Here is a 14,056-nt window from a genome sequence, read left to right as displayed (position 1 = left end):
GGTTTCCTGTATTACAAAGGAAACCATGTTTTTTTCTAAACCAAAAGCGAGTAAAGTGATTGATTTTGCTGAAGGTTGATGTAGCCTTGATCAAACTGTTCAATTCGTGACAGTAATGCGGGTAGATCGTTTTTTTGTTTCAACAAGATTCCCAGCATTACTGGTCCTGTTCCACGATTGATTTTTTTCGTATATTCAAACCTCGTGATATCATCATCAGGCCCTAATACATGGCTAACAAATTCCTTCAACGCACCGGGACGTTGTGGGAAATTGACGATAAAATAATGTTTCAATCCTTGATAAATCAGTGATTTCTCTTCGATCTCTGCCATGCGGGAACTATCATTGTTACCACCACTCACAATACAGACGACCGTCTTGCCTTTGATTTGCTCTTTGATCTCATCCAGGGCTGCCACGCTCAAGGCACCAGCTGGTTCAGCGACGATCGCTTGTTTGCTGTATAATTCTAGAATCGTTTGGCAGATTGCACCTTCTTCCACCGTTACCAATTGATCCACATAGCGTTTGGCATGGGCATAGGTCTGAGCTCCGACTTGTTTGACTGCCGCACCATCGACAAAGGTTTCAATATGCTCTAAAGCCACCGGTCCTTGGTGATCAAAGGCTGCTTGCATCGAGGCGGCCCCTACAGGTTCTGCTCCAACAACTTTTATATTTGGCTGCTTTTCTTTCAAATAGGCTGCGGTCCCGCTGATCAAACCACCGCCACCAATGGCAGCCACCACCAAATCGATCGATACTTGTTTTTTTTCAGCATCCGCCAACATTTCCACGGCTACTGATCCTTGTCCTGCGATAATATTGGGATCATCAAAAGGAGCAATGAAAGCCATTTGCTTTTCTTTTGCAAATTGTTTGGCAGCCTGCGCCGCCGCATCAAAGGTATCTCCCACCAATTCGATTTTGACGTAGTCGCCGCCGAAAAAGAGAACTTGCGCGATTTTTTGTTGCGGCGTCGTTGTTGGCATGAAAATGACCGCATGGATCTGCTGTTCTTGGCAGGTATAAGCAACGCCTTGGGCATGATTTCCGGCACTGGCACAGACGACGCCACGACTGGTCTGCACAGGATCTGCCTGGGTGATCGCATAGTAGGCACCTCGTAATTTGAAGGAGCGGACTTTTTGCAAGTCCTCTCGCTTCAACAAAACCGTCGCTTGGTATTTTTCAGATAAAAAGCGATCATACTGCAGCGGTGTATGACTAACTGCTCCCCGCAGTCGTTCATATGCTTGCTCGATTGCAGAAACTGTCACCAACAAACGCGCCACCTCTAATCTTTCGCAACAAACGGCATCATTTTCCGTAACTCGCTGCCGACTTTTTCAATTTGATGGTTGCCGTTTTCTTCACGCATTTTATAGAATTCAGGGAAGCCATTTTGATTGTCTTCAATGAATCCTTTCGCGAATTGACCATTTTGGATATCTGTCAATACGGCTTTCATGTTTTCTTTGGCTTGTGCGGTGATCACCCGAGCACCGGAAACGTAGTCGCCATACTCTGCCGTATTCGAGATCGAATGGCGCATTTTTTTGAATCCTCCTTCATAAATCAAGTCAACGATCAGTTTCAATTCATGACAAACTTCAAAATACGCCAATTCCGGTTGGTACCCGGCTTCTACCAATGTTTCAAAGCCGGCTTCGATCATGCTGGTCAAACCGCCACAAAGTACGGCTTGTTCCCCGAAAAGATCGGTCTCGGTCTCTTCTTTAAAGGTCGTTTCCAAAACGCCGACCCGTGTGGCACCAATGCCTTTTGCATAAGATAAAGCTGTCGCTTGTGCGTTGCCAGTCGCATCTTGATAGACTGCAAACAAGGCTGGCACCGCAAACCCTTCGGTAAAGGTTCGACGCACCAAATGGCCCGGTCCTTTAGGCGCAACTAGGAATACATCCACCTCTTCTGGCGGCGCGATCACATCAAAATGAATATTAAAACCATGCGCAAATGCTAATGCATTGCCGGCAGAAAGATTCGGTTCGATCTCATTTTTATACAACGATCCTTGGATCTCATCGGGTGCCAAGATCATGACTACGTCCGCTTTTTGAGTGGCTTCGGCTACTGGAAAGACTTCAAATCCGTCGTTTCTTGCAGCTTCTGCTGACTTTCCTTCACGAATGCCGATAAAGACTTCATGACCTGTGTCCCGTAAATTTTGCGCATGAGCGTGCCCTTGAGAGCCGTAGCCGACGATCGCAATCTTCTTGTCTCCTAGATTATCTGTAACTTCCTCGTTGTAATATACTTTTACCATACTTGTTTCCTCCGAATTCTTTCTTTATTATAAGCAATTCAAAATTGCACTTACCCTCTTGTAAAGCCAGTGACACCCGTTCGTGCCAACTGTTTGATCCCGTAGGGACGCAAAACTTCGATGCATGCTTCTACCTTTTTCGTATCACCGGCAACTTGCACAACGATCGTTTTCAGTGCGACATCGACAATGTGCGCTCGAAACGGATCAATCACTGCTTGGATCTCCGAGCGGCTAGTGGTTGGTGCATTGACTTTGATCAGCACCAGTTCTCGTTCGATATGAGGAACTTCTGTAATATCAGAAACCTTCAAGACATCTATTTGTTTGTTTAAATGCTTGGTCACTTGTTCTGTTTCTGCCAAATCGTTCACGTTGACAATGATCGTCATTCGTGAAAACTCTGGCCGTTCCGTTGTGCCGACAGAAATACTCTCGATATTGACCTGCCGGCGGTTTAAGACACTCGTGATGCGGCTCAAAACACCTGCTTCATTATGGACGATTGCTGCTAATACCCGTTTCATCCCCTTAGACCCCCATCATTTCATGATTGGCTTTCCCCGGTGGGATCATCGGCAACACATGCTCTGAGGGCGAGACCATTACTTCGATCAGTTGCGGCCCCGTATGTGCAAAAGCTTCCGCTAGCATAGCAGAAAGCTGAGTGGGTTCATCGATCCGACAGCCTTCGATGCCATAAGCTTGTGCTAGTTTAACAAAATCAGGTTGCTGTGCAAAAACAGAGGCAGAGCGTCGTTTGCCATGAAATGTTTCTTGCCATTGGCGGACCATTCCTAACGAACGATTATTCAACAAAACAAATTTGACATTCAAGCCATACTCATTCAAAATAGCAAATTCCTGGTTTGTCATTTGGAACCCGCCATCGCCAACAAACACCACGACCATTTTTTCTGGATGAGCAAATTGGACGCCAATTCCCGCAGGGATACCATAGCCCATCGTGCCTAGTCCGCCACTGGTGATCAACTGCTTAGGAAAGCGAAACGGATAATACTGCGCGACCCACATTTGATGCTGCCCAACATCGGTGATGACGTAAGCCTCTCCTTTGGTCAAACACCCTACTTCTTCGATGACTTTTTGCGGTTTGATTTCTTGTGCTTGAGTGCGATCATAGCGATAAGGTTTTTCCATCTTCCGTTTTTGGCATAGATCCGACCAGGCAGACCACGTTCCTCTAGTTGGCGGATACCGTAGCATCTGTTGCAAAGCAGCCTTGGCATCGCCGACGATTGGGATCTTTGTCTCTACAATCTTGCCGATCTCCACCGGGTCGATGTCGATATGAGCAACGATGGCCTGCTTGCCGAACTGACTGCCGGCAGTCGCTAAGCGATCATCGAAGCGAGAGCCGATATTGATAATCAAATCGGCTTCTGATAAAGCCATGTTCGCCGCATACGTTCCATGCATACCGCCCATGCCCAAGAAAAATTGATGATCATTTGGCAGTAAGCCTAAGCCGAGCAACGTTGTGACTGTCGGCAACTTGTACTTGGCAATAAATGCATTTAATTCAGCCGCAGCTTCAGCCGCGATCACGCCTGCACCAGCCAGTACCACTGGTCGCTGTGCTTTTTCTAAAACGTGCATCAATTTTTCAATTTGCAGACGGGAAGGCTCTGCATTCGGTTGATAACTTTTCCTTGTGATCGGCAATGAGCAGGTTTCAGCGGTTTCTTGCAATGTAATATCTTTCGGAAGGTCGATCACAACAGGTCCCTTACGCCCAGTTGAAGCGATGTGAAAGGCTTCAGCGATCACTTTCGGTAAGTCATCCACACAACGGACTTGGTAATTGTGTTTCGTGATCGGCAACGTGATACCTAGAATATCCGCTTCTTGAAAAGCGTCTTTGCCAATTCCTGGTACGGCCACTTGCCCCGTGATAACCACCAACGGTACGGAATCGCTCATAGCATCGGCAATGCCCGTGACGACATTCGTAGCACCTGGACCACTTGTCACTAAAACGACCCCAACATTGCCAGTAGCTTTGGCATAGCCTTCAGCGGCGTGGATCGCGCCTTGCTCGTGACGCGTCAAAATATTCGGAATCGCTGCATCATATAATTGGTCATATAACGGTAAGACGGCGCCACCCGGGTAGCCAAAGATCATTTCGACGCCTTGCTCTTGCAAGCTGTCCACTAACACTTGCGCGCCAGTCCTTAGATGCGATGCTTGATAGTCGATGTTTTCCATTGCTACTCCTCCTCATCAGGTACTCGCATAATCCCGCCCGTATTCGCAGAGGTCACTAAAGCGGTATAACGTGCAAGCCATCCTTTTTTTACTTTTGAACGAAACTTCGGTCGTTCTTGCGCACGCTTGGCAAGCTCTTCTTCTGAAACTTGCAGATTTAGCGTTCGATTTGGCAAATCAATAATGATCTCATCGCCATCGTTGACTAGTCCTAATGGACCACCGGCTGCAGCTTCCGGAGAAATATGGCCAACGGCGATTCCCCGCGTCGCTCCTGAAAAGCGGCCGTCTGTAATCAAGGCGACATCTTTGCCTAACCCACGACCAACGATACTTGAGGTAGGCGCCAGCATTTCCGGCATTCCCGGCCCCCCTTTCGGGCCTTCATAGCGGATCACTACAACATGTCCTTTTTGTACGGTATGATTGTCGATTGCTGCGACTGCTTCATCATGAGAATCAAAACAGATCGCTTTCCCTTTGAACACTTGGACACTTGGATCGACCCCGCCAACTTTGATGACACTGCCTTCTGGGGCGATGTTTCCGTACAAGATCGATAGACCGCCAACTGGACTATACGGGTTTTCTTTCGGATGGATGACTTCTTCGTTGTGGATCTTCGCTTCAGCGACATTTTCTCGTAACGTCTTACCGGTAACAGTCGGTCGATCGGGATGAATCGCTCCTTCGATATCACATAGCTCCCGAATGATTGCTGAAACCCCACCGGCTTCATGGACATCATGCATCGAATAGGCTGATGATGGCGCGATTTTTGAGAGATAAGGCACTCTTTTAGCGATTTCATTGACCCGTCTTAAGTCATAATCGATCTCTGCTTCATTGGCGATCGCTAAGGTATGCAGCACTGTGTTGGTGGAACCCCCCATCGCCATGTCTAAAGCGAAGGCATCATCGATAGCTTCTTTGGTCACGATGTCTCGAGGTTTCACTTGTTTTTCAACAAGATCCATCAACTTAAAGGCGGCTTGTCTAACTAGTTCTCGTCGTTCTTCAGACACGGCGAGGATCGTACCATTGCCTGGCATTGCCAATCCTAAGATTTCTAAGAGGCAATTCATCGAATTGGCAGTAAACATCCCTGCGCAGGAGCCGCAAGTCGGACAGGCATTTTGTTCCATAAACTCAAAATCTTCTTTTGTCATATTACCCGTCTTGTACGTCCCAACGGCTTCAAACATGGAAGATAAGGTTATTTGATGTCCCCGAGGATCAATGCCGGCTTTCATAGGACCGCCGGAACAAAAAATTCCTGGTACGTTGGTCCGCATGGCTGCTAAGATCATGCCAGGAGTGATCTTGTCACAATTTGGGATATAAAATACGCCGTCAAACCAGTGGGCATTGATGACGGTTTCTGCAGAATCAGCGATCAATTCTCGGCTAGGTAGCGAATATCGCATACCGATATGTCCCATCGCAATGCCATCATCTACGCCGATTGTATTGAACTCGAAAGGGATGCCGCCAGCTTCACGAATCGCTTCTTTTGCGATATCTGCTAACTCCCGTAAATGCACATGCCCAGGCACGATATCGATATAGGAATTACATATCGCAATAAATGGCTTGTTCATATCATGGATATTTTTAACTTGTCCTGTGGCATAGAGCAGACTCCTAGCTGGCGCTGCATCGATCCCTTTTTTAATTTGATCACTTCTCACACTCATCATCTCCTGCATTTTGGAATAAAAAAAAGCATCCCGGTTATAAAAAACTGGGATGCTTTGCCAGAATCCCATTTTACTTACGCAAATAGGACTCAAACAAACGGATAATTTTTGCTTCCGTGTTCTAAGTCCTGGTATCAATAATAATGACTAATAAATATTGATTAAAATTACGCATAGAAAATGGCTCCTTCATTAGAAATAGTAACGTTCTTGTAATTGTTTACCAATATACCCTTTGCAAAATCACTTGTCAACGAATTTTCTGAATTTTTTTTCAATAATGACAATTCCAAGGAACCCTTTCTCACATCAGATGTCATTTAATCGCTTGCTTCTTTTGATAAGAATGACTTTTAAATCACCTTTATTCTTGCTTGAGAATTAAAGTGTGCCAGCAACCCTTGTTTTTTTTAGACCAAAAGAAAAACAAAAAATATTTTTGAATTTTCTGACAATAATAACCGTTTCTTTTCCCATTCGATCCGCCTGCATAGTGGCAGTTCCTAGTTAGACAAAAGAAAAAACCCTTGATTACTCAAGGGTTTCTACAAGACTCAATTATTTCACTGCGTCTTTAAGAGCTTTACCTGGTTTGAATGCAGGTACTTTGCTAGCAGGGATCTTGATTTCTTCACCAGTTTGTGGGTTGCGTCCTTTGCGTTCTGCACGAGAACGAACTTCAAAGTTACCAAAGCCGATCAATTGAACTTTTTCACCGTTAGCTAAAGCGTCTTGAATTGTTGAGAATACAGCGTCTACTGCTGCAGTTGCGTCTTTCTTAGTTAAGTCAGTAGCTGCTGCAACTTTTTCGATTAATTCTGCTTTATTTGCCATGGATGGTTTCACCTCCTGATATTTTTTTTGATGTCATGCATCAACAAAAATCTTGAGTGGTCCAAGGTTTTTGTCAAATATTGATTACCATCAATATTCTGATATAACGTTATCATAAGAACCTTGTAATATCAAGGATTTTAACGTTTTTAGGGGGTTTTTTTTTGGTTTTTTCCCATTTTTCTAGAAAAGGACAGATTTCTTTGTAAAAAGAAACAAAGTATGATAAAATCTCTATTTTCTTCTGCGTGGAATGATCCGAATCGGCGTTCCTTCAAAAGTGAATGCCTTGCGGATTTGATTTTCTAAGAAACGCGCATAAGAGAAATGCATCAGTTCTTCTTCGTTGACAAAAATAACAAAAGTTGGCGGTTTGACAGCCACTTGCGTCGCATAAAAAATCTTCAAACGTTTGCCTTTGTCTGTTGGTGTTGGGTTGATCGCCACCGCATCCATAATGACGTCATTCAACAACGCAGATGGAATACGCATGTTTTGATTCATGCTGACTTCTTCGATCAACTGCGGCAACTTATTCAAGCGCTGTTTCGTCACTGCGGAAACGAAAATGATTGGTGCATAATCCAAATATTGGAATTCATCTCTGATTTCTTCTTCAAAATCACGCATCGTATTCGTTTCTTTTTTCAATGTATCCCATTTATTGACAACGATAATGATTCCACGGCCTGCTTCATGGGCATAGCCAGCGATCCGTTTGTCTTGCTCGCGAATTCCTTCTTCGGCGTTCAAGACCATCAAGACGACGTCTGAGCGTTCAATGGCCCGCATTGCTCGCATGACACTGTATTTTTCAGTAGATTCGTAGACCTTCCCTTTTTTACGCATGCCGGCGGTATCGATCATGGTAAATTCTTGACCGCTTTCGCTGGTAAAATGGGTATCGATCGCATCACGAGTCGTTCCTTCGATATCTGAAACAATTACTCGCTCTTCTCCAAGAATCGCATTGATCAAAGAGGATTTCCCGACGTTTGGTCGACCGATCAAACTAAACTTGATGATGGAATCGTCTTCTTCTTCCGCTTCATTGGTAAAGTGTTTGACTGCTTCATCTAGGACATCACCGATCCCTAATCCATGACTTCCTGAGATTGGGTATGGATCGCCCAGACCTAAACCATAAAATTCATAGATATCGTTGCGCATCTCGGGATTATCAACTTTGTTGACCGCTAAAATCACGGGTTTGTTGCTTTTGTATAACAAACGAGCCACAAGCTCGTCAGCATCTGTTACTCCTTCACGAGCACTCGTAATAAAAACAATGACATCTGCTTCATCGATGGCGATTTCTGCTTGATGCTTGATTTGATCCATAAACGGCTCATCACTTAAATCGATCCCACCAGTATCGATTACACTAAACTCACGGCCTAGCCATTCACCAGTGGCATAAATACGATCTCTGGTCACTCCTGGAGTATCCTCAACGATCGAAATTCGTTCTCCAGCTATCCGGTTGAAAATGGTCGATTTCCCCACATTCGGACGTCCAACGATCGCTATTGTTGGATTTGACATTTTTTACCCTCCATTTAAAAAAGCAGTCCTTGTACGCTGCTTCTTGTATTCAATCTTACTTAGTTTACCTAAAGCCATGGAAAGTTGCAAGCTTTCTCGGCAAACAAAAAATCAGCTTATAACAAATTCAAACATCGAATCGTTATAAGCTGATGGCATACAATTACTCTTCGTCGCTGTCTTTTAAGGCATCACCTAAGATATCACCCATGGTAAACCCAGTTGATTCTTCTGGCAATTGATAATCATCCTCTGAAACTTCTTGTGTTTCATTGGTATTTTCTGCTTTTTCTAATGCTTTGATACTTAATGCGATTCGGTGTTCTGAAGGGTTCACTTCGAGCACTTTCACTTGCACTTCATCGCCTTCTTGTAAGACTTCATGTGGTGTCGCAATGTGTTTATGGGAGATTTGTGAAATATGGATCAGCCCTTCAACACCTGGGAAGACTTCCACAAACGCACCGAAGCTTGTCAAACGTTTAACAGTCCCAGTTAAGACACTGCCAACAGCCGCTTGCTCTTCAATATTGGTCCAAGGTCCAGGCAATGTGTCTTTGATTGAAAGAGACACACGTTCTTTGTCTGCATCAACAGATAAGATACGGACGTTGACGGTATCTCCAACAGACAAAACGTCACTCGGTTTGCCAACATGCCCATGTGAAATTTCAGAGACATGGACAAGTCCATCGATGCCTCCTAGGTCCACGAAGGCACCAAAGTCAGTCAAACGAGCTACTTTTCCTTCTACTTCTTGTCCTTCATATAAATCAGCTAGTAAAGCTTCTTTTTGTTTTGCTTTTTCTGCTTCAACAACAGCTTTATGAGAAAGGATCAAGCGGTTTTCAGAAGGCTCGATCTCAACGATTTTAAAGGTCAATGTTTTCCCTTTGTAATCTTCAAAATCCGCAACAAAATGATCTTCGACCATTGATGCTGGAACAAACCCACGAACCCCTACGTCAACCACTAATCCGCCTTTAACGACGTTGGTGACTGGTGCTTCGATGATTTTTCCTTCTTGGAAATCTTTTTCGATATCTTCCCAAACTTTTTTCGCATCTAAGCGACGTTTAGAAAGGAGATAGCTGCCATTTTCTTTGTCTTTCCCAATTGCTGAAATCACAACTAATTCTAAGACATCCCCTACTTTGACTGCTTCGTTGATGTCTTCAACAGGTAAAGTCGATAATTCTTTTGCAGGAACAACGCCTTCGACACCGGCGCCTTCGATCCCTACGATCGCTTGTTTATCCTCAATGGCCAATACCTCGCCTTTAACGATATCTCCAACTTTTACTTCTTGGAAATTGTCTAAAGCGGCTTCCATTGATTCATTTCCACTCTCAACCTGATTATTTTCAAATTCTGTCATCTCTCATGTCCTCCTAACCAACAATTCTGCAATAATTGCACTACATCTTTTAGTTTAAAATAGAATGAAAAAAAAATAAAGCGATTTCTCTTATTTTCCTAAAAAACTACGGTTTTTTCGTTGAAAAAGTCTTTTCACGTCTGTTTTCTTGCTTGCTTTCATCTTTTTCGTAGGAAAAATAAAAAAACAATGGGGAACACCCATTGTTTTCGCTAGTCGATCTTTTCTTGGATCGTTTTTTTGATCGCTTCTACGACTTGCTCGATTGTTAAACCGGAGGTGTCAATTCGAACGGCATCTGTTGCTTGTTTCAAAGGGGAGACTTCCCGATGAGAATCCAAGTAATCTCTTTGCTGAATCTCTTCTTTTAAAGTTTCATAATCGGTACCGATCCCTTTTTGCTGATTTTCTTTGAAACGGCGCTGCGCCCGTTCTTCCACACTTGCTACCAGAAAAATCTTGACTTCTGCTTGTGGTAAAACCGCCGTACCAATATCGCGGCCATCCATCACGACACCGCCATCTTTAGCGATCATCTGCTGTTGTTGGACGAGTTTTTCGCGGATCGCAGGGTATGCCGATACCTTCGAAACTGCGTTGGTTACTTCTGGCTGACGGATCGCTTCTGTGACTTGCTCTCCTCCTGCAAAGACCTCTTGACCGTGTTCAGTCGGTTCAAAAGTGATGGGGTATTGATCGATCAAAGCAGCGATCGCCGCTTCATCCTCTAATGAACAGCCGCTTTTTAAGGCCAAATACGTGATGCTGCGGTACATGGCCCCGGTATCTGTATAAATAAACCCTAAATCATTGGCGATGATTTTTGCCACGGTACTTTTCCCAGATGACGCCGGACCATCAATAGCGATGTTGATTTTTTTCATTTTTCTTACTCCTCGTTTCCCAACGATGTGTATTCTTCATCGTTTCTGCTTATCGTTCACCTTGGCTTCTTCCTACCAAGAAAAAAAACCGCCAAAGCGGTTTTTTATTTAATTCGTAATGTGTCGCCAGGGTATAGCATGTAGTTGTTTGGATCAATCCCATTTAATTGATATAGGGTTTCAACTGAGATGCCTGTACGGGCTGCCACTTGTTCAGGACCTTCACCTGCTTGCACCGTCGTGTATTCCTCGGTACCAGTCGCTCCTTGCCCTTGATTATTTTGCGTAGTGTCTTGCCCTGCATTGTTTTCCTGTTGAGCCGGCTCACTACTACTTGATGGCGTTGTTGAAGCTGGTGCAGAACTGCTACTGCTTGATGAAGAACTTGATTCACTTGTTGACGAACTCGTTTCACTTGTCGATTCAGCAGTTGATGATTCCGTTGTTGATGACTCAGTTGTCGAAGATTCTGTCGTACTTTCTACTGTACTGCTCGAACTTGCTGCGGTCGGGGCATCACTGTTATGATTCAACACCCAAATACCGGCACCAACCGGAATTGCCACGATCAAGAAAAGCAAAACTAAAACGATCGTCAAAAAGAGTGAATTCCCACGCTTTTGTTTTCTTTGTTGGGATCTTGATGCAGAATCATCGTATTCTGTATCATAGATTGGTTGTTCCCACGGTTCTTGATTTTCTGAATTGTAGTCATTGTCTTTCTTGCTCACTCGTATTCCCTCCTAGTTTCCTTCCGATGTATTATACCATAGGTAAATAAAAACTGTCCTGCAAAATACGATTCAATTTATATCTTTAAAAATTTTTATTAAACGTTCTTGCCAATGAAGGATGACTTTTTTTTCTAAAAGCTCTTCTTCCGCTGCCAATTCGATCCCGTCATTGTCGCAACAATAAGGATTTGCTGGTGCGTCTTCCCCAAAGTGCGCCAATAAAAACTGGCGACGACAGCCGGTAAAATGAATATAAGCCAACATTTTTTGTAATTGTTCTTGCTTTTGCTGTTCGTTTTGTTTTAGCGTTTCCAGCCAAAACGCAGCCCCCAACTCCTTCATCTTCAGCTGCCATTTTTCTTGCAGCGGTGTCAAAGGTCCTTTCATCTTTTCCTGATCCATTCGTTCTAAAGCACGGCGTTCTTCTTTGTTTTCTCGCTGAAAGAAGTAGTGAATCTGCTCATCGTGTTCCTGATAAAGCAAGATCGCACTGCTTTGTTTGCCATCGCGGCCTGCTCGACCGATTTCCTGACTGTAGTTTTCCAGCGAATCAGGCAAGTCATAATGGATCACAAAACGAATATCTTCTTTATTGATCCCCATCCCAAACGCATTGGTTGCGACGAGCAATTTTAGTTTATTCTGAGAAAACTGCTGCTGCAACGTTTTTCTTTGATCGCTCGCTAGACCACCATGATAATAGCCTACCGAATAGCGCTGACGCAGTTTGTTATAGACTTCTTCGACTTTGCTTCTTGTGGAACAATAGATGATCCCAGCCCCGCCTAAGCGGCTGAGATAGTCTGCCAATGCCGCATCTTTGTCTGACGTTTTCTCTACGAACAAGCCGATATTGCTGCGGTTCATCGAATAACGGTAGACATTGGCGTTCTTTGCTAACAACACTTGCCGAATATCTGCTTCGACTTGCGCCGTGGCAGTAGCCGTCAATGCTAATGTGACGGGTGCCTTCAACCGTTTTTTTACTTCACCAAGCTGCAAGTACTCTGGTCGAAAATCAATGCCCCATTGGGAAACACAATGAGCTTCATCCACCACGAGCATAGCGATCTTAGCTCGTTCGAGTTGTTGCAAAATGGCTTCTTGCACGATCATTTCTGGACTTAAAAACAAAAATTTGTACTGCGATAAATGCTGCATCACATAGTGACGATCGGCAAGGTCCAGTTGACTATTAAACGCAATCGCGCGTTTTTCCCCTTGCTTTTGTAGGCCATAGACTTGATCTTCCATTAAAGAAACAAGCGGTGAGATAATGATTACGATGCCATCTATGAGGTACCCTGGCAGCTGATAACAGAGACTTTTGCCATTCCCGGTAGGCAAAATCGCCAACGTATCTTGCTGCGCTAAAACACTTTCGATGACTTCTTTTTGTCCTTGACGAAATGTTTTGAAGCCAAAGTACTGATTCAGTGCGTTTTCTAACATCGAATCCCCCGTTTCTGAGCAATCTGTAACAAACGGATCGTCAAAAAATCAGTCGTAAGAAGCTCCTGTAATTCTTGATAGCTGTTTTTCCAAGAAGTTTCTGGCAGCTTATTCAGCAATGATGTATCAAAGCGCTGATACGGAAATGTCGGATCAAGCAGTGCCCACTCAATCAAATGATCATTAACGGTTCCTCGTTTGATCCTTCTTTTTTCCATGATCTGCTCAACAGAAGCTCCTTGCAAGAACAATGCACGACTTTCCAGCATACTTTGATTCAGATTCCTATTTAGAAAAGGTGACAATCCTTGAAACAGAACCATCTGAGACTCTTTTTCAACCAGGGCTAAAAATTGATGGATCGCAGCTCCTACATAAAGATTGTCCCAAGGCTTACCTTGTACAGATTCTGGCAAAAGTTGGAAAAACGCCTGCCCCAGAAGATCAGGACCAGATAAGGTACCCGCTAAAAAATCTGCGACTTCTGCGGGAAGTTGGGCAAAAACTGCCGAAAGTTCTCGATGAGTGATCTTTTTGATTTCAGGGTATTGATGGATCAGTCGACGCACAGGTTCTGTATATAAAGGCGTGTTCTCAACAGGAATATACTGATTCGTCACCCCTTGATATGCAGCTGCTTGAACCAGCAGTCGGACAAAACGCCACGCCTCCTCCGTCGTTCGTCCATACCGAAAATAATCCGTATGATGCAACAACATTTCTCTTGACTGTTCATAATTTGCAGCGGTCCTTTTGAGCAGCAGACCATCTGAATCTCGACTTAGCATCCCTTGTTGGATCAAGTCAGCGATCGTCTGTTGATACTCCCTCTCATTCAACTGTGGCAACGCTTGAAAAAGACCTAATCGATCATAAAAAAAGGCATAACTCAAGACAGAGCTAGTGCGCTTACCAATGAGAATTTGATAAAGTGTCGATGGACGCAACTTGTCAGTATCAGAAAACAGCGCTAAAATAAAAGAATCCATATCTTCCTCCCAGAAAGG

Annotated in this window: 12 protein-coding genes; all 12 read right to left on the bottom strand. The window is 44.2% G+C overall.

What is annotated here, in order from left to right; all coding sequences use genetic code 11:
* Positions 1–35 precede the first annotated feature (35 nt).
* Positions 36–1,289, bottom strand: a complete 1,254-nt coding sequence (gene ilvA, locus IGK63_RS05130) for a threonine ammonia-lyase IlvA (protein ID WP_254908479.1) — start codon at positions 1,287–1,289, stop codon at positions 36–38.
* 11 nt (positions 1,290–1,300) lie between these two features.
* Complete coding sequence (gene ilvC / locus IGK63_RS05125) at positions 1,301–2,290, bottom strand: ketol-acid reductoisomerase (RefSeq protein WP_008381047.1); 990 nt, start codon at positions 2,288–2,290, stop codon at positions 1,301–1,303.
* A gap of 50 nt (positions 2,291–2,340) precedes the next feature.
* Positions 2,341–2,817, bottom strand: coding sequence for an acetolactate synthase small subunit (ilvN, locus tag IGK63_RS05120; protein ID WP_005229349.1), 477 nt, complete (start codon positions 2,815–2,817; stop codon positions 2,341–2,343).
* 4 nt (positions 2,818–2,821) lie between these two features.
* Entirely contained in the window at positions 2,822–4,522 is a 1,701-nt protein-coding gene (gene ilvB / locus IGK63_RS05115; RefSeq protein ID WP_016613086.1) for a biosynthetic-type acetolactate synthase large subunit, read from the bottom strand.
* Between the two features lie 2 nt (positions 4,523–4,524).
* Complete coding sequence (gene ilvD, locus IGK63_RS05110; protein ID WP_008381045.1) at positions 4,525–6,213, bottom strand: dihydroxy-acid dehydratase; 1,689 nt, start codon at positions 6,211–6,213, stop codon at positions 4,525–4,527.
* 567 nt (positions 6,214–6,780) lie between these two features.
* Entirely contained in the window at positions 6,781–7,056 is a 276-nt protein-coding gene (locus IGK63_RS05105; protein WP_003126821.1) for an HU family DNA-binding protein, read from the bottom strand.
* A 234-nt stretch (positions 7,057–7,290) separates the two neighbouring features.
* Positions 7,291–8,601, bottom strand: a complete 1,311-nt coding sequence (gene der / locus IGK63_RS05100) for a ribosome biogenesis GTPase Der (protein ID WP_005237082.1) — start codon at positions 8,599–8,601, stop codon at positions 7,291–7,293.
* 163 nt (positions 8,602–8,764) lie between these two features.
* A complete protein-coding gene (gene rpsA, locus IGK63_RS05095; protein WP_005229333.1) occupies positions 8,765–9,979 on the bottom strand; it encodes a 30S ribosomal protein S1 in 1,215 nt (404 codons plus the stop codon).
* 212 nt (positions 9,980–10,191) lie between these two features.
* The gene (gene cmk / locus IGK63_RS05090) at positions 10,192–10,863 is read right to left on the bottom strand and encodes a (d)CMP kinase (RefSeq protein WP_005237085.1); all 672 of its coding nucleotides are present in this window, start codon (positions 10,861–10,863) and stop codon (positions 10,192–10,194) included.
* 104 nt (positions 10,864–10,967) lie between these two features.
* Positions 10,968–11,594 carry an SAG1386/EF1546 family surface-associated protein gene (locus tag IGK63_RS05085; protein WP_005237087.1) on the bottom strand — a complete coding sequence of 209 codons (627 nt, stop codon included), beginning with the start codon at positions 11,592–11,594 and terminating at the stop codon, positions 10,968–10,970.
* 72 nt (positions 11,595–11,666) lie between these two features.
* A complete protein-coding gene (locus tag IGK63_RS05080; RefSeq protein WP_016613083.1) occupies positions 11,667–13,049 on the bottom strand; it encodes a RecQ family ATP-dependent DNA helicase in 1,383 nt (460 codons plus the stop codon).
* Complete coding sequence (locus IGK63_RS05075) at positions 13,043–14,038, bottom strand: helix-turn-helix domain-containing protein (RefSeq protein WP_016613082.1); 996 nt, start codon at positions 14,036–14,038, stop codon at positions 13,043–13,045. Before IGK63_RS05075 ends, IGK63_RS05080 begins: the two co-directional genes overlap by 7 nt.
* Positions 14,039–14,056: the final 18 nt, after the last annotated feature.

This window comes from Enterococcus sp. AZ040 (genome assembly GCF_050499185.1).
In the GTDB taxonomy this organism is placed as follows: domain Bacteria; phylum Bacillota; class Bacilli; order Lactobacillales; family Enterococcaceae; genus Enterococcus_D; species Enterococcus_D entomosocium.
Note: the sequence above shows the minus strand (reverse complement) of the source record. Positions and strands in the feature narration are given on the sequence as shown.

Coding starts and splice junctions, on each gene's coding strand:
- ilvC (WP_008381047.1), bottom strand. CDS start 2,290: ATGGTAAAAGTATATTACAACGAGGAAGTTACAGATAATCTAGGAGAC.
- ilvN (WP_005229349.1), bottom strand. CDS start 2,817: ATGAAACGGGTATTAGCAGCAATCGTCCATAATGAAGCAGGTGTTTTG.
- ilvB (WP_016613086.1), bottom strand. CDS start 4,522: ATGGAAAACATCGACTATCAAGCATCGCATCTAAGGACTGGCGCGCAA.
- IGK63_RS05105 (WP_003126821.1), bottom strand. CDS start 7,056: ATGGCAAATAAAGCAGAATTAATCGAAAAAGTTGCAGCAGCTACTGAC.
- der (WP_005237082.1), bottom strand. CDS start 8,601: ATGTCAAATCCAACAATAGCGATCGTTGGACGTCCGAATGTGGGGAAA.
- rpsA (WP_005229333.1), bottom strand. CDS start 9,979: ATGACAGAATTTGAAAATAATCAGGTTGAGAGTGGAAATGAATCAATG.
- cmk (WP_005237085.1), bottom strand. CDS start 10,863: ATGAAAAAAATCAACATCGCTATTGATGGTCCGGCGTCATCTGGGAAA.
- IGK63_RS05080 (WP_016613083.1), bottom strand. CDS start 13,049: ATGTTAGAAAACGCACTGAATCAGTACTTTGGCTTCAAAACATTTCGT.
- IGK63_RS05075 (WP_016613082.1), bottom strand. CDS start 14,038: ATGGATTCTTTTATTTTAGCGCTGTTTTCTGATACTGACAAGTTGCGT.